This window comes from Stenotrophomonas sp. TEPEL, assembly GCF_004348785.1.
GTDB classification, from domain to species: Bacteria; Pseudomonadota; Gammaproteobacteria; order Xanthomonadales; family Xanthomonadaceae; genus Stenotrophomonas; species Stenotrophomonas indicatrix.
Genome location: NZ_QQXJ01000001.1, coordinates 1,782,230 through 1,805,119 on the forward strand (window position 1 = coordinate 1,782,230; position 22,890 = coordinate 1,805,119).

Annotated in this window: 21 protein-coding genes; 4 read left to right on the forward strand and 17 right to left on the reverse strand. The window is 67.1% G+C overall.

The window, feature by feature from the left end:
- Positions 1-54: 54 nt before the first annotated feature.
- The 13 genes from TEP_RS08025 to TEP_RS08085 form a co-directional block, all read right to left on the reverse strand.
- The gene (locus TEP_RS08025) at positions 55-759 is read right to left on the reverse strand and encodes a DUF2968 domain-containing protein (RefSeq protein WP_025878535.1); all 705 of its coding nucleotides are present in this window, start codon (positions 757-759) and stop codon (positions 55-57) included.
- A 100-nt stretch (positions 760-859) separates the two neighbouring features.
- A complete protein-coding gene (locus TEP_RS08030; RefSeq protein ID WP_132824885.1) occupies positions 860-3,010 on the reverse strand; it encodes a TadG family pilus assembly protein in 2,151 nt (716 codons plus the stop codon).
- An 8-nt stretch (positions 3,011-3,018) separates the two neighbouring features.
- Entirely contained in the window at positions 3,019-3,483 is a 465-nt protein-coding gene (locus TEP_RS08035; protein ID WP_132824886.1) for a DUF3613 domain-containing protein, read from the reverse strand.
- Positions 3,480-4,364, reverse strand: coding sequence for a tetratricopeptide repeat protein (locus TEP_RS08040; protein WP_132824887.1), 885 nt, complete (start codon positions 4,362-4,364; stop codon positions 3,480-3,482). Before TEP_RS08040 ends, TEP_RS08035 begins: the two co-directional genes overlap by 4 nt.
- A 5-nt stretch (positions 4,365-4,369) precedes the next feature.
- A complete protein-coding gene (locus TEP_RS08045; RefSeq protein WP_132824888.1) occupies positions 4,370-5,299 on the reverse strand; it encodes a type II secretion system F family protein in 930 nt (309 codons plus the stop codon).
- 28 nt (positions 5,300-5,327) lie between these two features.
- Positions 5,328-6,269, reverse strand: coding sequence for a type II secretion system F family protein (locus TEP_RS08050; protein WP_132824889.1), 942 nt, complete (start codon positions 6,267-6,269; stop codon positions 5,328-5,330).
- 2 nt (positions 6,270-6,271) lie between these two features.
- Positions 6,272-7,621, reverse strand: coding sequence for a CpaF family protein (locus tag TEP_RS08055; RefSeq protein ID WP_132824890.1), 1,350 nt, complete (start codon positions 7,619-7,621; stop codon positions 6,272-6,274).
- Positions 7,606-8,862: a fimbrial protein gene (locus TEP_RS08060; protein WP_132824891.1), complete on the reverse strand. Its 1,257-nt coding sequence runs from the start codon at positions 8,860-8,862 to the stop codon at positions 7,606-7,608. Before TEP_RS08060 ends, TEP_RS08055 begins: the two co-directional genes overlap by 16 nt.
- Before the next feature lie 28 nt (positions 8,863-8,890).
- On the reverse strand, positions 8,891-10,249 hold the full coding sequence (locus TEP_RS08065) for a type II and III secretion system protein family protein (RefSeq protein ID WP_132824892.1): 1,359 nt from the start codon (positions 10,247-10,249) through the stop codon (positions 8,891-8,893).
- An 18-nt stretch (positions 10,250-10,267) separates the two neighbouring features.
- The gene (gene cpaB, locus TEP_RS08070) at positions 10,268-11,305 is read right to left on the reverse strand and encodes a Flp pilus assembly protein CpaB (RefSeq protein ID WP_132824893.1); all 1,038 of its coding nucleotides are present in this window, start codon (positions 11,303-11,305) and stop codon (positions 10,268-10,270) included.
- Between the two features lie 24 nt (positions 11,306-11,329).
- The gene (locus TEP_RS08075; protein ID WP_132824894.1) at positions 11,330-11,803 is read right to left on the reverse strand and encodes a TadE/TadG family type IV pilus assembly protein; all 474 of its coding nucleotides are present in this window, start codon (positions 11,801-11,803) and stop codon (positions 11,330-11,332) included.
- On the reverse strand, positions 11,800-12,345 hold the full coding sequence (locus tag TEP_RS08080) for an A24 family peptidase (RefSeq protein ID WP_132824895.1): 546 nt from the start codon (positions 12,343-12,345) through the stop codon (positions 11,800-11,802). Before TEP_RS08080 ends, TEP_RS08075 begins: the two co-directional genes overlap by 4 nt.
- A gap of 100 nt (positions 12,346-12,445) precedes the next feature.
- Complete coding sequence (locus TEP_RS08085; RefSeq protein WP_025878547.1) at positions 12,446-12,628, reverse strand: Flp family type IVb pilin; 183 nt, start codon at positions 12,626-12,628, stop codon at positions 12,446-12,448.
- 692 nt (positions 12,629-13,320) lie between these two features.
- Here TEP_RS08085 and TEP_RS08090 point away from each other — a divergent pair.
- Positions 13,321-14,301 (forward strand): helix-turn-helix domain-containing protein, encoded by a 981-nt coding sequence (locus TEP_RS08090; RefSeq protein WP_025878548.1) that lies wholly within the window; start codon positions 13,321-13,323, stop codon positions 14,299-14,301.
- A 294-nt stretch (positions 14,302-14,595) separates the two neighbouring features.
- Here TEP_RS08090 and TEP_RS08100 read toward each other — a convergent pair whose 3' ends face one another.
- The 3 genes from TEP_RS08100 to TEP_RS08110 all read right to left on the reverse strand — a co-directional run bounded on the left by TEP_RS08100 (position 14,596) and on the right by TEP_RS08110 (position 18,810).
- Positions 14,596-16,245 carry a phosphoethanolamine--lipid A transferase gene (locus tag TEP_RS08100; RefSeq protein ID WP_132824896.1) on the reverse strand — a complete coding sequence of 550 codons (1,650 nt, stop codon included), beginning with the start codon at positions 16,243-16,245 and terminating at the stop codon, positions 14,596-14,598.
- Positions 16,242-16,994, reverse strand: coding sequence for a phosphatase PAP2 family protein (locus tag TEP_RS08105; RefSeq protein ID WP_132824897.1), 753 nt, complete (start codon positions 16,992-16,994; stop codon positions 16,242-16,244). The genes TEP_RS08100 and TEP_RS08105 overlap by 4 nt, the downstream gene beginning before the upstream one ends.
- 112 nt (positions 16,995-17,106) lie before the next feature.
- Positions 17,107-18,810, reverse strand: coding sequence for a glycosyltransferase family 39 protein (locus TEP_RS08110; RefSeq protein WP_132824898.1), 1,704 nt, complete (start codon positions 18,808-18,810; stop codon positions 17,107-17,109).
- Positions 18,811-18,942: 132 nt separating this feature from the next.
- Between TEP_RS08110 and TEP_RS08115 the strand changes: the two genes are divergently transcribed.
- Together TEP_RS08115 and TEP_RS08120 are read left to right on the forward strand one after the other, a co-directional pair.
- Positions 18,943-19,653 carry a response regulator transcription factor gene (locus tag TEP_RS08115; RefSeq protein ID WP_025877081.1) on the forward strand — a complete coding sequence of 237 codons (711 nt, stop codon included), beginning with the start codon at positions 18,943-18,945 and terminating at the stop codon, positions 19,651-19,653.
- Positions 19,643-20,923, forward strand: coding sequence for a sensor histidine kinase (locus TEP_RS08120; RefSeq protein ID WP_132824899.1), 1,281 nt, complete (start codon positions 19,643-19,645; stop codon positions 20,921-20,923). The genes TEP_RS08115 and TEP_RS08120 overlap by 11 nt, the downstream gene beginning before the upstream one ends.
- An 87-nt stretch (positions 20,924-21,010) precedes the next feature.
- Here TEP_RS08120 and TEP_RS08125 read toward each other — a convergent pair whose 3' ends face one another.
- Complete coding sequence (locus tag TEP_RS08125; RefSeq protein WP_132824900.1) at positions 21,011-21,400, reverse strand: VOC family protein; 390 nt, start codon at positions 21,398-21,400, stop codon at positions 21,011-21,013.
- A gap of 157 nt (positions 21,401-21,557) precedes the next feature.
- On the opposite strand from TEP_RS08125, the gene TEP_RS08130 reads away from it, so the two are divergent.
- A complete protein-coding gene (locus TEP_RS08130; RefSeq protein WP_132824901.1) occupies positions 21,558-22,808 on the forward strand; it encodes a DUF819 family protein in 1,251 nt (416 codons plus the stop codon).
- Positions 22,809-22,890: the final 82 nt, after the last annotated feature.

The following is a 22,890-nucleotide window of genomic DNA, read 5'->3' on the forward strand; positions in this document are numbered from 1 at the left end:
ACAACGGAAAACGGCACCCGAAGGTGCCGTTCTGGTCTACAGGCCCGGAAGACCTCAGCGGCCGTCGCTGGCGGCGGCCGGTGCCGTCGCCGCATCCGGCTTGGGCAGGCTCAGCTCCGGGTTGCCCTGTTCGGCCTGCAGGATCTGGATCCGTCGCTGCAGCGCATCGAGCTGGCTGTTGGTGCTCTGCACGTCGGTGCTCAGGCTGACCGCCTGCTGCTGGGCCTGCTGCAGCGCTGCGCTGACCTGCGCCGACTGCGCCTGCTGCTGTTCCATTTCCTGCTGCAGGGTGCGCAGGCGTTCTTCGTTGTAGGCCACCAGGCGCTCGGTGTAGCGCTTGCCGGCTTCCAGCCGGGTGGTGTCGATGTAGACCTGCGCCAGCTGTTCGGACTGCTGGGCGAAGGTGCGGTAGACACGCTCGGCGTTGTCGACGGCATCGGTCTTGATCACCCGCCAGAAGTTCTTCTCCTGGAACAGGGCCACGTAGTAGGTCAGGGTATTGGCGTTGAACAGCAGGCTGGCGCCGTAGTTGCCGTTGTAGGTAGTACGCAGCTCGGTGAGCTGCTGCGCATCCATCAACTGCTTGAGTTCGTCGACGGTGTTGCGTACCACCGGTGCGGCCTTGGCCGGCTCCACCGTGGCAGTGCGATCGCCACGTGCGGCCAGCGCCGACGGCGCCACCACCATCATGGCCACGGCCAGCAGTGCTGCGCCGCGCCGATACCGGGCGAAGACGGTGCCCCCTGAAGTTTCTCGCATGTCTAGACCATCCACGGATGTAGTGTGGGTTGAGTTGAATGTGGTTCCCCGCCGCGAGTCTAGCATGGGCGCGGACGCCGCCAACCGGTGCCCGCGCGGGTCAGAAGACCAGCTGCGCCGAGCTGCACTGGATCGACTGCATGCTGACATCGGTGCGGCCCAGTTCCAGCCCGAGCAGGCTGGCCAGGGTGTTGGTCAGCAGGGTGCCGACGCTGTTGAGTACGGGCTTGAGTGCGGCCAGCACCGGGTTCAGCAGCGCACACAGCAGGCCGCTGCAGGTGACGTTGTTGCCGGGGGTGGTCACGCCGCCGCCGTTCTGCCCATCCAGGAATCCGGCCGGGGCGGTCTGGATGTAGGACGCCAGGTTGGTGCGCACGCAGCCGTTGTAGTCGATCAGGTTGCCCAGCAGGCTGTCGCAGCGGTTGATCAGCAGCCCGCCGACCAGCGAGCCCAGCAGGCCGTCGAGCAACCCGAGGCCCTGGCCGGTCACGGTGGTGCGATAGCCTGTCCACACCGAGCCATCTTCCCAGCAGGTGCCCAGGCCAAGCAGGCAGGGCTTGGGCACGCCTTTGGTGACCGTCCAGTTGCCCAGCGGTGCGAGATTGCGTGATGGGTCGCCATCGCGCAGCAATGGAATCACCTGGTCCACGTTGTAGCGCCCGCCGCTGGGGAAGGCCGCCTGCAGGTAACGGTCGGCCAATGCCTTGGCGGTGTCATTGGCGCTCATGCCCTGCTTGGGTGAACTGAGCATGCCCGACAGCACGCGCAGCAGTTCGTTGACCAGGTCTGACACGGCGGTGCCGACGGCCAACGGGTTGATCCGGGTCGAACCGGTCTGTCCTGCGGCCAGGGTCAGGCTCTGCGTGCTGGTCAGCGCCGGCAGGGTGACCTTGTCGTTGATCAGGGGCTGCCCCAGAAACTTCAACAGCTGCTCATTCTGCAGGGTCGCGTCACAGACGTTGCTCTTGGAGAAGCGATCGGCCGCGTTGACCTTGCCGACGCAGGCGCGCAGTACCGAGGAATCGACCTGGACGGTGGCCGTCGGCGGCGCCGCACCGCACTGGATGCTGGTCAGTGTCCCCATCGCATTGGCCACATCCACGTGCAGTGGCAGATGCAGGCGGGTGCCGAGCAGGGTCAGCAGCGGACCAATCGCGAACAGGCGGTCGCTGTCGACGTCCACCATCAGCCGCACCTGCGCGTTGTAGGCGCGTGCGCCGACGCCACCGATGGCGATCGACGGCGGCTCCACCACGCCGGCCTTGACGTCGATGCCCAGCAGGTTCAAGCCCTGCACCTGCACACCATTGCCATCGTTGGCGATGGAGATCGCGGCGGTGACAAGATCCAGCACGTTGACCTTCGATTCCAGTGCGCTGCCGATGGTGCCGTCCGGTGAGATCACCTGCGCGAACAGGCCGCCGCCGCCGTTCTGGCTGCCCAGCAGAATGTTCAGCTGGTTGATGTCCAGCCGCGTGCCGACCAGGTTGGACAGCGCCTGCAGCTGTACGCCGACGGCAGTCTCGCGGCCCACCACCGTGGCAGTGGCATTGACCAGCTGTGCCAGTGATATGCGGTTGACCGACAGCAGCCGGTTGAAGTCGGCCACGCTGAGGTCGGCGGTGACCGGGATGCCCAGTGCCGCCAGCAGCCCCGACGGGGTGACGGTGGCCTGTGCAAGGCCGTCGTAGGACAGAATTGTTGCGTTGGTGACGTCCAGGCCGACCAGCCGAAGGGTCGCCATCAAGGGGGAGTTGCCATTGGTGCGCAGCAGCTGCGAACCCACTGCAAACACGGCGGTGGGTTCCGAACGCTTGGCCACCGCCTGCACGCGCAACGTGGGCAGCGTGCTGTTCTGGCCGAAGAACGGCAGCACGCCGCGTTCGGCAATGACCCGCACCGCGTTGCGTGGATTGCCTGCATCCACGCTTGGGCTGAAGTGGTCAGCCGTTGCGCGGGTGGCATTCCAGTTGCCGCACTGGATCTGCACCTGCCCAGGGAAGGTGTTCTGTGCGAGCGCGTTCTGCCGGGCCGCGCTGTTGTCGGCGTTGTCGGGCCGGCACAGGTCCAGCCGTTGTGCGCCTGCCAGCGCAGCCAGATCGACCACCTTCTGCGCATCGCGCTTGGCCCAGAACAGGAAGCCGATCTCGATCAGGCCGAGCATGGCCAGCAGCGCGATCATCACCAGCATCATGGTGACCGACATACCGCCGCGCGGGCGACTGAAGCTGATGTGGCGTGCTCGGTTCATGGCGGGCCTCAGCGTCCGGATCGGGAAGATCCTGCGGACTTGGCGACGTCGGTTTCGAAAAATTGCGGAATGTCGTACTGGAAGCTCTTCAGGTAACGCGCGTAGCTGGATGTGGCCTGGTCGCCGAGGATCGGCAGGCGGGCACCGGCCACCTGGCCGGACGCTTGCAGGCGGAACAGGCTGCGGGTGGTGTCACCGATCTGCGAGGTGTTGGGCTGTAACTGCGTGCCGCCGAAATCAGGCCTGGTTTCAGGGGCTGCGGGGGCTGCGATGGGCGCTGCGGCTGGTGGCGGCGATACGTCCACGGTAGCCAACGGCTCGTTGTGCAGGGGAGCGGCTGCCGGCGCGGGCGCGGCACCACCCAGCATCTGCCCGGTCAACGGTTGCTGCGGCGTCTGCGCCTGCACAACCGCAGCGAAAGACAAGCCGGCAAGCACCGGCAGCAGGCAGCGGATCAGCGGCGTCGAGGTCATGGCGTGTTCCCGGTCGGATGGTCGGTGGAGCCGAAGCGTTCCAGCATCGAGGGCGGCAGTCGTGGTGGGTCGCGTTCGTCGCGGCCATCGCGGTGCGGTTCGGCGGCCAAGCGTGGGCTTGCGCTGGCGGGGGTGGCAGCTACCGAAGCAACTGGCCGTATCGCTGCCGCCGCTGCAGCAGTGGCAGCGGCCTGGCGTTGCTGCAGCCGCGCGCGGATCTGCTGCGCCTGCTGCTCGACGCTGCGGCGGGTCTCCTCGCTGAAGCTGGCCTGCTGGGCCAGCCGTTCGACGGTGGCAGTGTCGCCACGCAATAGCGCCCACAGGGCAAGATTGGCGGTGGCCTTGGCATTGCCTGGCGACAGTTCCAGCGCCTTGGCCAGTGGCTCGCGTGCCTGTTCGAAGCGGCCGGCACGAAGCCGTGCATAGCCCAGGTCGCCGAGGTAATCGGTGTTCAGCGGGCTCAGCTGGGTGGCACGTGCCAGCGCCTGTTCGCCGCCCTGGTCGTCGTCGCGCAGGGCAGCGATCAAGCCCATGCCGTGTGCAGCGGCGGCGGCCTGCGGGCCATTGCCGAGTTCGCGGTACAGCGCCAGCGCCGCATCGATCTGGCCGGTCTGGCGCAGTGCGTCGGCCTGCAGCAAGCGCAGTGCCGGGGTATCGCCGTAGCGCTGGCGGAACGCATCCACGTGCGCCAGCGATGCGTACCACGCGCCCTGCTGCTGCATCCGCTGGATCAGTTCCAGATAGGCGTTGCGGCTGTCCTGCGGGGCCGGCGCCGGCTCGGCCAGGCTCGGCGCACGCAGGTACTTCGGCGTGGTGGAGCTGCAGCCGGCAGCGGCGGCAACCAGGGCAAGCAACAGGCAAGCGGGGCGCAGGACAGGCATGAAGGTCATCCCATTTTCGACAAGGTAGTGGCCAGCGCGACCAGCGCCGGTCCGGCCAGCACCAGCATCAGTGCCGGCAGCAGGGTCAGCATCATCACTACGGTCATCTTCACCGAGAGCTTGCCGACCTTTTCCTTCAGCGCGTTGCGGCGCTGCTCGCGCAGGCGGACGCTGAACTGGCGCAGCGGTTCCTGCACCGCACCGCCGTGGGCGTGCACCTGCAGGATCAACTGCACAAGGCTGGACAGATCGTCATCGCCGTACACATCGCTCAGCCGCCGCAGCGACTGCGCGCGCGTGCGCCCATGGGTGTAGGACACATTCGCTTCCTGGATTTCTCCGCCCAGCACCGGCAGTGCGTCGCGCAGCTTGTCGCCCAGTGTCTGCAGGCTCTGATCCATGCTGTAGCCCACGCCCTGCAGCAGGCGCAGCAGGTCGATCAGCAGCGGCAGTTCAGTGTTCACCGCGCGTCGCCGCCGCTTGACCCACGCACTGAGCGCGAACTTCGGCAGCAGCAGGCCAGCAGCCAGCGCGCCGATCACCACCATGATCCTCGACAACCCCGTGGCGTCACTCAGCGTCAGCGCAATACCCAGTACCAGCACCGCCAGCAGCAACCGCAGGCCGAGGTAGATGGCGGTGCCGCGGCGGGTGTTCCAGCCGGCCAGGTCCAGCAGCAGGCGATCCTCACCGGCCAGCAGCGCCGCTTCCAGGCGTCCGCCGCTCAGTCCGCGGCCGAACTGCTCCAGCCAGCCGAGTGAGTCCTTGCGTGCGTCGGCCGCTGTGTCGTCGCTTTCGCGCGGACGCAGCGCTGTTTTCAACGTGGCCTCGCTGCGGTCCTCGCGATGGCTGCGCACCCAGCTGCCAAGCCCCAGCAGGGCCACGCCGGCGGCCAACACCAGCAGGGCAGCCACGAACCCGATGCTGGCGCTCATTGGATGCCTCCTGCGTGGACGGGGATGTTCATAGTGATTTGGCCAAGCGGTACAGCAGGAAGGCGCCGGTCAACTCCAGCGCCAGCGCGATCAGCAGGATCTTGTGGCCCAGTGGGTCGTGCAGCACCGGCTGGAAGAATTCGGGGCTGGAGATCGCCATCAGCACCGCGCTGGCCGGTGGCAGAAGGCCCAGTACCCATGCCGACATGCGGGTTTCAGAAGTGGTTGCGGCCAGTTCCTGCTGCGCCTGTTCCAGGTCACGCATGAAGTCGCCCATGCGCTGCAGGATCTGGTCGGCACGGCCACCGATGCGCACGCTCACGCCCATCACCACCGCCAGCACCTTCAGCACGTCCATGCGGTAGGGCTGCGCGGCCAGGTTGAGCGCACGGTCGAGGTCCATGCCGCCACGTGCATAGCGCACCGTGGTGTCGAGCAGGCCGCGCAGCGGCGCGTTGGTCTGCATCGACGCGACCTGGAAGGCGGCCTGCAGGCTGTTGCCGAGCGCGGTAAGGCGCACCAGGTTGTCGAGGAAGTCCGGCAGCTGGTGCAGCAGCTGCGCCTGCAGCTTGCCGGTGCGGCGCATCAGCCACAGCCAGCAGCCCAGCAGGTACAGCAGCAGGGTCAGCGGGAACATCCAGAAGGTGCCCAGGCGCAACACCGCGAACGCGGACAGGGCGATGCCCGGCAGCAGCATCAGCAGCGGCAGCTTCCAGCCCGGTGCCAGGCCGGCACGCTGCAGCAGCCCGTTCCAGGGCACGGCGCGGCGACCCGGCGCAGGCAGCGGCGCCTGCCGTGCTCCATCGGCCGGCGCGGCGGCAGCGCCGGTGCCGCGCGCCAGCTGCTGCTCGGCATGCTGCAGCGAGGCCTGGCGCTGTTCGCGGCTGCTGGCCGTCCCCCACAGCCACACCGCCAGCGCCAGCAGCACCGACACGATGCTCAGCACACCCAGCAGCAGGCCGGTACCCATGCTCAGAAGTCGCCGTACAGGGATTCGCGCAGCAACTGCCGGAACGGCTCCAGCTTGTGCGAATGTGGCTGGAAGCCGAGGCCGATCCAACGGTCGATTTCCTTGCCGCTGCCATCGATCTGCACTTCGTGGCGGAACATCTCCTGGGTGGTGATCAGGTTGTCGCTGACGCCGGTGATTTCAGTGATGGACACCAGCACCCGGCGGCCGCTGCCCAGGCGCGAGATCTGCACGATGAAGTCGATGGCACTGGCGATCTGCCGGCGCAGGCTGTCTTCGCTGCCCTGGAAACCGGCGAAGCCGGCCAGCATCTCTATGCGGTACAGGCAGTCGCGCGGTGAATTGGCGTGGATGGTGGCCATCGATCCGTCATGGCCGGTGTTCATCGCCTGCAGCATCTCCAGCACCTCGGCGCCACGCACCTCGCCGACCACGATGCGGTCCGGGCGCATGCGCAGGCTGTTGCGTACCAGGTCGCGGATGCTGACCGCGCCCTGGCCTTCGGCGCCACCGATGCGGCTCTCCAGGCGCACCACATGCGGGTGGTTGAGCGAGAGCTCGGCGGTGTCTTCCACGGTGATGACGCGTTCGTTGGCCGGCACATAGCTGGCCAGTGCATTGAGCAGCGAGGTCTTGCCCGAGCTGGTGCCACCTGACACCAGGATGTTGCAGCGGCCCAGCACCATCGCCTTCAGCAGTGCCTGCATCGGCGCATCGAAGGTGCCCTTGGCCAGCAGTTCGTCGGGGGTGAACGGATCCTTGCGGAACTTGCGGATGGACACCATCGGCCCGTCCACCGCCAGTGGCGAGATGATCGCGTTGAGGCGGCCACCATTGGGCAGGCGTGCATCGACCATCGGATTGGAATCATCCAGGCGGCGGCCGAGCGGGGCGATGATGCGGCGCAGGATGCGCAGCAGGTGGGTGTCATCGGTGAAGCGCTGAGGTGCGCGTTTGAGCTGCCCACCTTGGGAGACATGCACATCCTTGAAACCATTGATCAGGATGTCTTCGATGCTGGGGTCATGCAGCAGGTCATCGAGCGGGCCGAACCCGGTCAGCTCCTTGACCAGGCCTTCGGCCACCACCTGCATTTCTTCTTCGTTGATGGGGATGCGCCATTCCTGGATGAAACTGACCGTCTGCACTTCCACCCAGCGGGCGATGGTGTCCGGCGCCCAGGAATCGATGTCGATGCGCTCGTCTTCGATGCTGTTGAGCAGATGCTCGTGCGCGGCCGACAGCACCTTCTGGTACTGCTCGGTCTGTGCGAACGGCAGGCTGCCCGGTGCATGTTCCGGCACCGTGCTGCGGGCGACAACGTGCGGGAACGGGGTCACTTTGTCTTCCATTGCGATCCACCCAGGGCAAGGGCAAGTCTTTCCCGCAGGCCGTGCGCCTGGACCGGGCAGGCAGCCGGATCCAGGCGTTGCACCAGCGGGGCGAGGGCACGCAGGTACGGGTCGCGCGGCGCATCCTGCAGCAGCAGATGGCCATGGCTGGCGGAGGAGCGTACCCGCGACCGCTCGGGCAGGGTGGCCAGCAGCGGCAGCTCGAAGCGGCGCGCGATCTGTTCAGGGCTCATGCCACTGTTGTCGTCGTGGCGGTTGATCACCAGCTGCAGTCGCTTCTCACGGTCGCGCTGGCCGGAAAGGTGCTTCAGGGCGTGGTCCAGCGACACCAGGGTGGCGATCGATGCGTCGGCCACCAGCCAGATTTCATCGGCCTGGTCCAGCAGCAGCGGCGGCAGCTGCCGCAGCGGGCAGCCGCCGGCATCGCACAGTACGCTGGAAAACACGCCGCGCAGTCGTTGCAGCAGCGTACCAGGATCGGACGGCGGCAGTGCGTCGCTGCCGCTGGCACGGTCGAGCAGGACCAGCCCGCTGGTGTGCCGGGCCATCGCCGTGCGGGCCAGGGTGGCGTCGATGCGGCTGGCATTGCGCAGCGCGTCTTCGTAGTGGAAGCGGCTGTCCAGGTTGAGGTACAGGGCGAGGTCGCCGGCCGGCTGCGCCAGCTCCATCAGCAGCCCATCCTGCACGGCGGCATCGCCCTGGGCCAGGGTGCGGGTCTGCTGTGCGAGCACCGACAGGTGTGCGGCCAATGTGCTGGTGCCGACGCCGGCGCGCACGCCCAGCAGCACGATCAGGCGCGCCTTGTGCGGCTGCTGTGCGCTTGCGGCGGGGCGCGGTGACAAAGCCCGACGCAGGGCGGCTTCGATGCCGGTGTTGTCACTGTCCAGGTCCAGAACATCGCGCAGGCCGGCGCGCAGCGCCATCACCACGCCTTCCACCTGGCCGGCGCTGGTGGCGCCCACCGCCACCAGGGTCAATTCGGGTTGGGTCTGCTGCAGCTGCTGCGCCAGTACCGTCGATGCCGAGGCATGCTCCGGGCGGAAGTCCAGCAGCACCAGGTTCTGCGGGCCACGCTGCAGGTCCTGGGCCGAGGTCGGCTCGCTGCTGTCCTGCCAGTGCAGTGCCGTGGCCGGCGGCAGCTTGGCAGCCAGGCGCGGCAGCAGTTCACGGTCGATCCCGTACAGGACCAGGTTCATCGGTGGTCCTTGCGGGTGCAGCGGCAGGGCAGTGGCGTAGGGCATGGGCGTAGTACCGGAGACGTCATGCAGGTCAGCGCGAGAAACCGGGAACCGGATCGCGGCTGATCGGGCCAAGCAGCCACGCGCCCCATTCGGGCATGTTCGGCTTGGCTTCGCGATCGCCGGGCAGCGGCAGTTCGGTATTGCGGGCAATCGGCTGTACCAACCGCGGGGTGACGATGATCACCAGTTCCTTGTCCTGGCGCTTGTAGTCGAAGTTGCGGAAGAACGTACCGATGATCGGCAGGTCGCCGAGCAGCGGAATCTTGTTGACCGTCGAGGCCACGGTGGAACTGACCAGGCCGCCGATGACGAAACTCTCACCATCGCCAAGCTCGACGGTGGTGTCGGCGCGGCGGGTAGTGATCGAAGGGATCTGCACGCCGTTGAGCGCGATCGCATTGGTGTAGTCCAGGTCGCTGGCTTCCGGAGCAACCTTCAACGCAATGCGGTTCGGGGAGAGCACGGTGGGGGTGACGGTGAGGCCGATGCCGAAGGGCTTGTAGGTGACCGTGGTCGTGCCGAGCCCCTGCGGCTCCAGGATCGGCAGTTCGCCACCGGCCAGGAAGCTGGCGCTCTGCCCGGACAGCGCGACGAGAGTGGGCTCGGCCAGCACGCGCGCCATGCCGTTGGCCTGCAGCAGGTCGACATCGGCGTTCCACAGGCCCTTGGTCGAACCGAACACCAGCCTGAACGCCGAGGAGATCGGTGACTCGCTTTCGTTGCTGGACTCACCTTCCTTCATGCCAGGCAGGATGCCGGTGTTGCCTGGCAGCTGCCCGCCCGGCCGCGCGAATCCATAGGCGAAACCACCGTTGCGGTTCTGGAAGTTGATGCCGATCTGCTTCAGCGCGGTCTTGTTGAACTCGACCACCTTCACCTCGACCTGCACCACGCCGCCGCTGCTTATGGTGGAGGCGTCGGCCAGGCTGCCATCCTTGCCGAGCGCCATCACCGCGGTCTTCTGCTCCTGCATGTGCGCCAGCACGCTGTCGCTGCTTCCCTGCAGCAGCCCCTGCTGGTCCTGCTGGGTGAACACCAGTCCGCTGGAGCCGGCATCGGCAGCGCCCTGCACGGCACTCTGCACCCGCACCTGCACGCGCTGCGGTTCGCTCTGCTTGCGATGCCAGAGCAGCAGGGTGGTGGTGCCGGGGGCCTTGCCTACCAGCAGCGCCTGGCGTGCGCCGCGCAGCATCAAGATGTCAGCTACGCCGGGGTCGGCGATGGCAACCCGTTCCAGGTCGGCCGGCAGCGTCCATGGCCGCTGTTCGCGGGTCTGCAGCAACAGATCGTCGGCAGCCACGCTCGCACCCGGTGCCAGCAGCACCAGCAGCAGGGCCAGCCAGCGCTGGCGGACAGTGGGGCGTAGGCGGTGGCGACGTTCAGTCATGTGCGCTCTCGGCAAGGGTCAAAGGGAGCCACGGGGGGCAGCAGTGTCACCGCGGATGATTTCGATGCCCGCCGGTCGCGGCGTCGAGCGACGCTGCACCGGTGCACGTGCCGGCGTTTCGTGCGCGCTGCTGCCGCGGCCAGCCAGCGCATCGCCATCCAGGCCGGCGTAGGCGTTGTTCTCTGGCCGCTGCAGGGCCTGCTGCTGCTCGTTGTCCAGGCCGCGCACCGGGTCCAGCACGCCGCGCGCCTGTGGGAACAGCGCCACATCCGGCAGGCCGGTATCGGCGGGATTGCGCAGGGCGAGGAACAGCTTGCCCTGCTGTGCGCCGAGCAGCAGGCGGTTGGCGTCGGCCACCGGTACAGCCAGCACCGCGGTGCGCGCCGGCTGCGTGGCATCGCTACCGTTTGCGTTGCTGGGGGCGCTGCTGGAACCGCTGGTGATATCGGCTGCACGTGAGTCGTTGCCTGCCGTGGCCGGGGCCTGGCCCTGGCTGCTCGTCGGGGCTGCCGCGATGTCCTGCTGTCCGTAGCTGAGCACGCGCAGGCGTGACAGCAGCAACCGCGTCTGTGCGATGTCCTGCTGGCCGTTGTAGCTGGTAGCGGCGCTGCGCAGGTTGAGGAAGACGTCGACGAAATCACCGGGCAGGATGCGGTTGCCTGCCGCGACCAGCTCATCGACCGGCACCGCCAGTGCCCGTTCACCCGGCCGCAGCTGCAGCGAGAATCCCTGTGCCAGCAGGCTGGCAGCAATCGCGCTGCCTTCGCTGATGTCCTGCACCGGCACCTTGCCGACCACCGCCGCCAGGTCGTTCACCGCTCCCGGCACTTCCGCGGTGCGTTGCGTCAGCCGCACGCCATTGGCGCTGATCGGCTCGCCGGCGGGTAGCCGCGCGGTGGCTTCAACGACACTGAAGGTCTGCGCATCGGCCTTCACGATCGTGCTCGGGTTGTCCGCCGAGGCCGCAGGCTTGCGCCCGATCACGAAGGCGACCACGGCCAGCAGCACGGCGAGCGCGATCAGCGCGATGGCGGCGATGCGGGTCAACTTGAGCATGAAAATCGTCTCCTGTACCGATCGTCAGTTGCTGCCGAGGTCCAGCTGGGCGACCGCGACGCTGCGGATGGGGGCCCGCATCACCCAGCCATAGAGCGTGGCGGTGCCGGGCAGGAACGGATGGGACGCATAGTCGTAGCTCACCGTCACTGTCATGCATTGCACCGACGCCAGGCCGGCGCAGGGCGCCTGCGGCGAGACCACGATGGCGCCGGTGCCGCCGCCGCTGCAGTCCGGGTTCTGCCCGGAAAACTGCAACAGCCATTGCATGGAGCGGCGGGCCGCCAGGCAGGCGGCGGTGCGCCGCTCGCCGGCGTTGCCAAAGCGCAGCGAAGCACGCGCGCCCTCGGCCGAGGCCGTCGCCAGCGTCTGCTGCGCGGCCATGATCAGCACGCCGGAAAAGGTGAGCAGCAGCAGCGGCACCAGGCCGAGCAGCAGCATCAACGCGAATTCGATGCTGGCCACGCCGCGTTGGCGTTGGCGCGCGAACGCTTTCATGCGACGCCTCCATAGGTGGTTGCCAACACCCAGCCAATCGCCGCGAAGGCCAGGTAAGCTGCATAGGGAATGCCCTGTCGCCCCCCGCGCGCGGCGTGCAGTTCGCGCAGAGCAGGGTGGCCATTCAAGTGCGTGCTGGCGCGGTTTACCTGCATCTGCAGGCGCAGCGGCAGGTGACCGGCCAACTGCCGACCGGCCAGCACCAGCATGGCGTGGGCGCCTGCGGCCAGGCTGGCCAGCACCCACACAGGCAGCAATGCCTTCCAGCCCAGCAGCAGGCCGAGCACGGCGAAGAACTTCACATCGCCGGCGCCCATCCAGCGCACCGCATGGAACGGCAGCAATGCCAGCAGGCCAACCACTGCGCCCAGCAGATGTGGCGCCCAGGCCGTGCGCGTGGCAGTGAACTGGCCAGCGATGATCAGGGGCACGGCGATCGCGCACGCGGCCAGCAGCCAGGTGTTGGGCACGCGGCGGGCGTACAGATCGCTGATCGCAATCCGCAGGCACACTCCCATGGCCAGCAATCCCAGCAGTGTCATCGCACACCCTCGTTGTCCGTCACTGGACAGTTGCAGAACCGTTCGTCGGCCACCGCGGCCGCCATCGAAGCGACCGCAGGTGCTGCACCCTGCGCGCTGGCTAGGTGGTGGTGGCGTCGGTGGCAATGGCCTGCAGGCGGGTGAACAACGTGGTGAAGAACGCGGTGATCTGGGTTCTGCCCACCACGATCAGGATGCCGGCGATCACGGCGGCCAGCAGCCCGTATTCAAGCGCGGTCACGCCATCTTCTTCTTTCAGGAACTTGCGGATCGATGCGTTCATGACGGTTGTCTCCCTCTACCTGTCAGTTGCTGCAGGACACCTGCATGGCCGGTGGCCCGGCTCCGCCGGGACCGTCCGTAGGCCCCCGCCATCCTGGCGGAGGAGGCACGGCGGGCAATCCCGCTGTGCTCAAGCAGGGTGATCATTCCCGGGCAGGGCAGCGGCCGCGCAACCACGACCACCCAGCTCCAGGCCGGTGGTCGAAACGGTATCTCGTACGTGCATGGTCATGCTGTCCCCCTGGGTGTGGCCGCTGTCTGCGGGCCCGATCACCGTGTATTCGACTTTGCCTGAATGGCGGTTCCCTGCAACCGGAACCTATATGCAAATTCGGCAGATTCGCTGGATGCCTGAATATTGCGGCGCGGATCTGTGACGTAAATCCGTTCCTGCGCAAAACGATTCATGGTCGTGCAGATAATGTGATGCCCATCCGCGCGCATGCGAAAACCATGCCATCGGCGCGCACATTTTCTTCACGCAGTTGATAATTCCGCAGCGTCGAAACATCCTGTTTACGACTGCCGATTATCGGGCATACTCGCATTCAAGGTTTTGCATTTTCAGGGAGGGACGCGCGTGCATCGCAGTGTCCATCTCGGCAACGGACGATGCTCTTGGAAACGGCGTGCGCCCTGTCAGGCAGTGGGGGCGGGGTCGTGCGGCAGACCAAACCGGGGGACGACACTGTCATGGTCGATGGTGGGGTGGAAGACAACGACGACGGCGATCTCAGGTCGATCGACCTGGCCACGCTGAGCGGCGTGCTCCGCGTGTGCGATGTGGAACTGTTGCTGCTGGATGGCAATGGTCCGCGCGCGGCATTTGCTTCGCGCGTTCACGAGGAAGCCCTGTTCTGCAGCATCACCTGTGGCTTCCACTGCCGCGGCCGTTTCATGCTGCCGCCGGACTGGGCAATGCTCGGCTACCTGCACACCACCGATGATGCATTGAGCTGGTGCCATGGCGTGCCGCTGACGCCGGGCATGGCCTTGACCGTGATGCCCGAAGGCATCAGTGAATTCACTCTCAGCCCTGGTACCCAGATGACGCTGATGCTGGTGCCGGTCGCGCGCGTGCAGCGCAAGTTGACCGAGCTGAGCCTGCGCAGCACGCCACCGGCGGGGCAGGCGCTTTCACTGTTCAACCTTGGCGATGATGCGATGCCGCTGGTACGCCATTACCAGCAACTGCACGCGCAGCTGGGGCAGGGTGGTGGGCTGCAGCCGGAAGAAACCGAGCGCCTGCTGCACGAGCATGTCCAGGCGCTGCTCGGTGCCGGCCCAGCCGATCGGCCCAGTTGCAGCCGCGCCCGCCGCACGCATTACCTGATCGCGCAGCGGGCGGAGAACTTCATGCGCCTCAATCTTCGCCGCAATATCTACATGAATGAAATCTGCGACGCCGCCGGCGTCAGCGAGCGTGGCCTGCGCTATGCGTTCGAGGATCTGTTCGGCACCTCGCCCAATCGCTACCTGTCGATGCTGCGGCTGTGCGCGGCCTGCCGCAGCCTGTCGATGGCCGATTCCAACCGGCGCTCGGTCAAGGCCATCGCCCTCAGTTGCGGGTTGTGGGATCTTTCCCGCTTTGCCGACAACTACCGGAAAGTGTTCGGCGAACTGCCGCGTGACACGCTGATGCGCGCGCCGGCACAGCTCGGCCAGCCAGCCTGAGGGGTATCGGCCGGGCTGCCGCCCGGCACCCGCAGAGGCAAGGGCAACGGCAACTGCCGAAAGCAAAAGCAGGTTTCCTGTGGAATGGCGGGGTGGGTCCGGTTGCGGGGGACGCGGTAAACCCGTCCATGGGGGCTTGGCCCATGGATGGCGCGACCGAGCCTCCATGGACGGATTTACGGCGTCCCCCGCAACCGGACCCACCCCGCCTACCCACAGGAACTCCGCTGTTGCTGTTGCTTCGGCCGTTGCCGTTGCCTCTGCGGGTGCAGGGCGCAGCCCTGCCGAACAACCCTAACTCTCGCAGCCGGCGAACAGGTCGCGATCCCGCTCGTACAGCGAGGTCTTCACCTGCATCAGCCCCAGCACCGACGGGAACAGGTTGTCGTGGTCGGTGTAGCTGGCCGAGCGCTTGCGCACGCACTGCAGGTCCAGCCCACGGCTGCTGGCGAAACCCGGCGAGAACCACATCGTCATCGGCACCCGGGTCTGCTCGGCCGGTGCGATCGCGTACGGCACACCGTGCAGGTACAGGCCCTTCTCGCCCAGCGATTCACCGTGGTCGGACAGGTAGATCATCGCCGTGTCGTAGTCCTGCAGGCCCTGCAGCGTGCCGATGGTCTTGCTCAGGAAGTGATCGGTATACAGCACGGCGTTGTCGTAACTGTTGGTGATCTCTTCGCGCGAGCAGCGACCAATGTCCTGGGTATCACAGGTCGGGGTGAAGCGGCGGAAGGCGGCCGGGTAGCGCTCGAAATAGGCCGGGCCATGGTTGCCCAGCTGGTGCAGCACCACCACCCGATCACCCGGGCGCGCACGCACCTGCGTCGCCAGGTCCTGCAGCAGGATCTCGTCCATGCAACGGCCATCGGCACACAGCCCTGGCGTGGTCGCATCCGACAGCGACTGGAAGTCCAGGCCCTCGCATACGCCCTTGCAACCGGACTGGTTGTCGCGCCACAGCGGCGCGATGCCCGCGCGGCTCAGTACATGCAGCAGCGACTGGTGCGCACGGATCTTCTTCTCGTCGTACTCGTGGCGTCCCCACGGCGAGAACAGGCAGGGCAGCGAAACCTCGGTGCTGGTACCGCAGGAGTGCATGTCCGGGAAATTGACCACCGCCGCCTGGGCCAGCTCCGGCGTGGTATTGCGGCCACCATTCAGGCCCCAGTTCTGCGCACGCAACGTTTCGCCCATCACGATCACCAGCAGGCGAGGCTTGCTGGTCGCTGCGCGCGGGGTCGCCTTGGCATCGGTACCGATCGGCAGCTTCGGCGCGCGTTGCACCGGGTTGTCGCCGCGCAGCGCACGCGGCAGCCCCAGCAGCACATTGGCCGGCGTGGCCAGGTAGCGCACTTCGCGCTGGTTGCGCATCAGCGCCGACACATCCTGGAAGGACACCAGCGCGCCACCGAGTGCGGTGACCGCAGCGACCAGCAGGAAGCCGATGCGCCACAGCAGGCTGCGGCCCCAGCTGCGGCGGCGCAGGTCAACGCGCCACAGCACCACCATCGGCAACACAGCCAGCAGCAGGACCGGCCACAGCAGCGACACCGTCATCAGTTCGCGGCTTTCCTTGGGGTCGGTGGCCAGCACGTTGCGCAGCATGTCCGCATCCAGATAGATGTGGTAACGGCTCATGTAGTGCGCGGCAAACGCGGTGACCAGCAGCAGCACGCTGATCACCACCTTGGCATTCCAGCGCCACACCAGGATGCCCAGCAGCACACCGTGCGCGCCCAGCAGCAGCAACAGCAGCGAGAGTGCATAGCGCAGGCTGCCCGGATGGCTGGCCATGGCGCTGTGCCAGAACAGGCCATTGCCGGCCACAGCGAAGAACAGGCTGGTCAGCACGATCAGTGCTTCGGTGGACAGCTGCGGCCGCCATGCGCGGATGCTGGCCAGCGTGGGTAGTCGGAAGGAGCGTTGGACCGTTGCGTTCATGCAATCGCCTCCTGGCGGGTCGAGCGATCCAACTGGCGGCGGACCATCAGGTACAGGCCCAGCGACAGCAGCCAACATATCAAGGCGGTGGCAACGTCATGCGAAAGGAAGTGGGCGCCGCGCAGCTGCTGGCCGATGCCGAACACCAGGCCACTGCCGAGGCCGATCCACAGCCCGGCCCAACGCCAGGCCGGGCGCCACAGCAGCGCGAAGAAGTACAGGCACATCCATGCGTATCCCGCGCTTGCGTGGCCGGCGGGGAAGCAGGCGCGGGCGGCCATGCCGGTCGGGCGGCTGCTGAGAAGACCGACGAACGGGTCGTGTCCGCCATAGCGCAGCAGATCCCATGGGCAGGCCATCGGCACCAGCGACTTCAGCAGCGAGATCAGCCCGGTGCCGAGTGCCACGGCCACCACCACATACAGCAGCGCCCAGCGCAGCGTGCGATCGCGGCCGCGGCGCCAGTGGTGGAAGCACAGCAGCATCGCCACCAGTGCCGCAGCGGTGCTCAGCCACTTGCCGGCCTTGTGCACCACCGAACGCGTCAGCCACGCATCCTGCAGCGCCCAGCGCCCGCCTTCCAGCCGGAACAGGTGGTCGGCCAGCCACTGGTCGCCACCGAGGCCCATCAGCACGGTGAATACCGCAATGCCGATAGCAGAGGGCAGCCAAAGATGGGTAGCGGCAAAACGCGACGCCAGCAACGAGGGCGCAAAAGAGACTGCCGGGACAAGAGGGCGAGCGGGCATGCAGGGAAGGGGCCGTTACGGGGGTCCGCGGCCATGCTCGTCACTGGCATGTCGGAGAAGGGTCGTACACGCGTTTGCGCCGGGTTAATCCGTGCCCGGCGCGAATCATCATTCAGTCTTCTTCGTCGTTGGCGCCTGCACGCTCGGTATGGCAGGCCGGATTCCAGGCGGTGCCCGGAAGCAACTGCCAACGATTGCGATTGGCAACACCGATATCGATGACCTGGGCCGGATCGACACAGGGGCTCATGGCCTTGTCCAGTACCAGCAGCCAGCGCTTGTCCGGCGCCTCGGCCAACCAGGGACCGGCGTCGTGCCACTGCTCTGCCCACGGCCGCTTGAAGCCGAACTCGCGCACCGGCCGGTCGGCCTGCAGCAGGTTCTGTTCGCGCCAGGCCACCAGCGCCAGCTCCGCATCGGGACCGATCCGCGTGCCCACCCGGCGCATCACCGCCGATGCCGAGGCGTAGGGGTCCAGCGCCGGTATCAGCACCAGTCCGTACAGCATCCACAGCAGGCCGTGGGTGAGCAGTACCAGCGTGGCCGCGCGTCGTATCCGCAGCCACACCGCCAGCGTCGCCACGGCGATGGCGAAGGTCAGCAGGCCATCGCCGAACACGGGCAGCAGGGTGTCGGGCATCGCCCGCCGGGCCAGCTGCGCCTGCGCCCAGGGGCTGTCGGTCAGCATCATCACGCCAAGCGCGCCGGTGGCCAGCATCAGCAGCAGGCTGTAGCCGAGCAGGTACCGGCGCACGCACAGGCGACGCAGCAGGCCGGGCAACAGCGGCGCCACCGCCAGTGCCATCGCCGGCAGCATCGGCAACACGTACACCTCGCGCTTGCCGGGGCTGACAGTGAAGAACAGCAGGACCAGCGATGCCCAGCCCAGCAGCAGCCACTGGCGCTGGTCGCCGCGACGCAGCCGGCGCCACCACGGCTTGGCCATCAGCGGCAGCAGCAGCGCACCCGGCAGCCACAGCGTGGCGATCACCTGCAGGTAGTACCAGGCCGGCTGGCGATGGTGCCAGGCGTTGGCATAGCGGGTGCCGGTCTGCTTGAACAACAGCTCGTGGGCGTACGACTGCAGCGATGCACTGGGTTCATGCAGCAGCGCCCAGCCCAGCGGTGCCAGCCACACCGCCGTACCCAGAAGGAAGGCCGGAATCAGCCACAGCAGGCTGGCGGGGTGGGGGCCGTCCAGCGGCTGGCCACGACGGCGCTGGTACAACCGCCAGCCCAGCCAGGGCAGCACCATCAGCAAGGGCAGGAAGCCCACCCCCTTGGTCACCGTGCCGACGCCAGCAGCGAAGCCCGCCAGCCACAGGGCCGGCAGGTTGCGGCGCTCGCAGAGGTGGCGCAGCAGCCCCCACAGGGCCAGGGTGGTCATGCCCACCAGCACCATGTCGATCTGCGCGCGCTTGGCCATCAGCCCGAACTGCAGGGTGCAGAACAGTGCGCCAAGTGCATACAGCGAATGCCGTGGCGACCATAGCCGGCGTGCCAGGTCGGACACCAGCCACAGGCTGAGCAGCGCAGCCAGCAGCGACGGCAGCAGGAACGACCACTGCCAGCTGCCGACCACCTGGTGGACGGCGGCCTGCAGCCACATGAACACCGGCGGCTTCTCGGCGTACAGCTCGCTGCCCCGGTGCGGCAGCAGCCACTCGCCGCTATCCACCATGGCACGCGCGGCCAGCACGAAGCGTGGTTCGTCCGGTGGCTGTGGCTGGCGCATGCCGAGCCCGGCCGCCAGCGCCATCACGATCAGCAGCCACAGCAGGGGAAGGTGCCAGCGACGGGGCAGGGCTACGGGCACGGCAGGCTCCAGGAGCAAAACGGCCATTCTGATGAGAGGGGCGTGGGAAAGCCGTCGGAGGCGCCGCCACGGCGACCGCATTCCGACATCCGCGGCGCTACCATGGTGGCACTTCCCGTGGATGTTTCGTGCATGCGCCTGTTGGTGATCGAGGACAACCGCCAGCTGGTGGCCAACCTGTTCGACTATTTCGAGTCGCGCGGGCATGTGCTGGACGTTGCCCCGGATGGCATCACCGGCCTGCACCTGGCCGGCAGCCACCCGTATGACGCGGTGATCCTGGACTGGATGCTGCCGCGCATGGAAGGCCCGGAGGTGCTGCGCCGGCTGCGCTCCGAGCATGCCTCGGAAGTGCCGGTGATCATGCTGACCGCACGCGACGAACTGCCGGACAAGATTGCCGGTTTCCGGGCTGGCGCAGATGATTACCTGACCAAGCCATTCGCACTGCCGGAACTGGAAGTGCGCCTGGAGGCGCTGCTGCTGCGTGCGCAGGGTCGCAATCCGCGCAAGCGCCTGCAGGTGGGCGACCTGGTGCTGGACCTGGCCAGCCTGGAGGCACAGCGCGCCGGCCAGGTACTGCACCTGTACCCGGCCTGCCGCAAGCTGCTGGAAGTGCTGATGCGCGCCAGCCCGGGCGCAGTCACCCGGCAGCAGCTGGAATTCGCCCTGTGGGGTGACGAACCACCGGACGGCGACCTGCTGCGCTCGCATGTGTACGAGCTGCGCCGCAGCGTGGACGGCCCCTTTGCCGACAAGCTGATCCACACCCTGCCACGGGTGGGCTACCGGCTGGCGTCCACCGCAGGCGCGGACGCACGGAACGATGACGATGGCGCGTAAGCCCGGGCCGCTGTACCGGCGGGTGGTGTGGTGGCTGCTGGGCTACCTGGCGCTGATTTCGCTGGCGGTGTTCAGTGTGGGCAACTACGTGCACGAACACGCCGAGCACGCGGCGTGGCGCGCGCTGCTCAATTCCGAACTGGACAGCATCGTCGAGCACACCGAGCACGAGCCGCACTATCGCTGGCAGGACTCGGACACGCTGAGCCTGTTCCGCTTCAATGACGCCAACATGCCCGCCAGCCTGCGCACCCTGCATCCGGGGTTGCATGACGGGGTGATGATCGGCGAGCGCGAGACGGCGGTGATGGTGCGCGATACCGCCTCGATGGGACGGGTTGCGCTGGCCCTGGACATTTCCGATTTCCACGACCTGGAACAGTTCGCCACGCGCTGGGTGATGCTGGCCGGCATCATCATGATCTTCGTCACCGTGTTGATGGCCTCCTTCGGCATGGAGCGCATGGTGCGCCCGTTGAGCCTGCTGGCCCAGCACATCGGTGCACTGCGACCCGGCGTGCAGGGCCAGCGCATTGACGTCGATCCGCGCGGCAGTTCCGAGCTGCACACCATCGCCGATGCGCTGAATGATTACCTTGATCGCAACGAGCAGTTCGTCGAGCGCGAGCGGGTGTTCATCAGCACCGCAAGCCATGAACTGCGCACGCCGATCGCCGTGATGACCGGTGCCGCCGAACTGGCGCTGGAGCAGCCTGGCCTGCCTGAGCGTGCACGACAGCAGATGCAGCGCGTGCTGCGTACCGCGCAGGGCGTTGAGCAGCTGATCGAGCTGTTGCTGGTGCTGGCGCGTGATCCCGCTCGCCTGGCTGCCCGGGCCGAGCGCATCGCGCTGGACCAGCTGCTGCCGGAGATCGTCGACGACCATCGCCACCTGCTGGGCGACAAGGACCTGAGCATCGGCATCCAGGCCGCGCCGGTCGACATCGTCGCGCCGCTGGCGGTGGTGCAGGCAGCGATCGGCAACCTGCTGCGCAATGCCATCGAGAACAGCGGCCGCGGTCATATCGAGCTGCGCCTGACCTCGGCAGCGGTATTGACCCTGCAGGACCCCGGCCATGGCATGAGCCCGGAGGAGATCGCGGCGATCCACGCGCGGATGGCCCGCGGTGGGCGCGGCGACCGCGGCGGCATCGGCCTGGAGCTGATCGCGCGGCTGTGCGAGCACCTGGGCTGGACCCTGCAGCTGCAGCCCTGCCAGCCGCGCGGTACCCTGGCCTCGCTCGACTTTGGTACATCGCGGCCAGGCTGACCTGTCCCTCGACCAAGGTCGACGCCTGCCAGGCAATGGCCGCGTGCGTTCCGGTAGGTGCCAACCTTGGTTGGCACACTGGCCGCGTCACCGCCCCGTTGGCCGCGCCACGTGCTGGTCGATCAGGATCACGTTGCCATCCGGATCGGTCAGCTGCAGATGGGCCGGACCTTCGCCATCGGGATCGGCACGCGCCGTGAGCGCGATGCCCTTGGCATCCAGCTCGGCCTGCACCTCGCGTACGTCCTGGAAGGACGCCAGTTCCTGCTTGTGCTGGTCCCAACCGGGGTTGAAGGTCAGCAGGTTGCCCTCGAACATGCCTTGGAACAGGCCGACCACGATGCTGTTGTTGCGCAGTACCAGCCAGTTCTGCGCCGCATCACCACCGGTCACCGAGAACCCCAGCGCTTCGTAGAACGTGCGCGAGGTGGCCAGGTCCTTCACCGCCAGGCTGACCGAGAAAGCACCGAGTTGCATGGGGCGGGGCTCCGGAAGGGGATGCCGCGATTCTCGGCGGGCCCACGCCACGCCGCAAGCAGCGCAGCATGACCCTGCGTGAAGACTATGTTAATTTCGACCGGCGCCGCTTATGCGGCGCTTTTCTTTTCCGCTCTTTCGATCGACAGAGGATCCCATGCCGACCGAACCCGCTACTGCCCTGATCAGCAACGACATCGTTGGCCTTGGTCTGATCGCCGCCACCCTTGCCCTGATCTTCTGGGCCGCCAGTGGCCCGACGCCCCTGCTGAAGAAGATCTTCGCCTGGGTACCTGCACTGCTGCTGTGCTATTTCATCCCCGCCATCTACAACACCGCCGGTGTCATCGATGGCCACAACACCTCGCTGTACAACCCGGTCGCCCGCGATGTGCTGTTGCCGGCGGCACTGGTCCTGCTGACCCTGTCGATCGACCTGAAGGGCATCGCCAAGCTGGGGCCGAAGCTGCTGCTGGTGTTCTGCGCCGGCACCGTCGGCATCATGCTCGGCGCCATCGTGTCCTTCCAGGTGATGAAGCTGATCCATCCGGAAACCGTGGCTGGCGACACCTGGGCCGGGATGGCAGCGCTGGCCGGCAGCTGGATCGGCGGTGGCGCCAACATGGTCGCCATGCGCGAAGTGTTCGGTACCGATGCCACCACCTTCGGCCAGTTCGCGGTGGTCGACGTAGCCTGCGCCAGCCTGTGGATGGCGATCCTGTTGTTCATGGCCAACCGCGCCCAGCAGATCGATGCCCGCAACGGTGCCGACACCCGCGCCATCGATGAGATGAAGGCGCGCATCAGCGCCTACGAGGCACAGAACGCGCGCATCCCCAGCATGACCGATCTGATGGTGATCGTCGGCGTGGCACTGGGTGGCGTCGGCCTGGCCCATGCCATCGCCGCACCGCTGTCGGGCTGGTTCAAGGCCAATGTCAGCTGGGCCAGCCAGTTCAGCCTCGACAGCCAGTTTGTGTGGGTGATCCTGCTGTCCACCGCGATGGGCCTGACGCTCAGCTTCACCCGCGCACGCCGGCTGGAAGCGGCAGGCGCCTCGCGCCTGGGCACCGTGTTCCTGTACTTCCTGATCGCCTGCATCGGCATGCAGATGAACCTGTTGTCGCTGCTGGATCGTCCGTGGCTGTTCCTGCTCGGGGCCATCTGGATGGCCACCCACGTGCTTGTGCTGTGGATCGTGGCCAAGCTGGTGCGTGCGCCGCTGTTCTTCTTCGCGATCGGTTCGCAGGGAAACATCGGCGCCGCCGCCTCGGCACCGGTGGTGGCGGCAGCATTCCATCCGACGCTGGCGCCGGTGGGCGTGCTGCTCGGTACGGTCGGTTATGCCACCGGTACCGGCCTGGCGTATGTGACCGGGCTGATCCTGAAGTGGATGGCCAACGGCTGAGTCCTCTCGCGGTCAGCGACGGAAATCAGAAACGGGTAGAGCCGAGCCCACGCTCGGCTGCTTTTCGCCGGACACTGCCGGA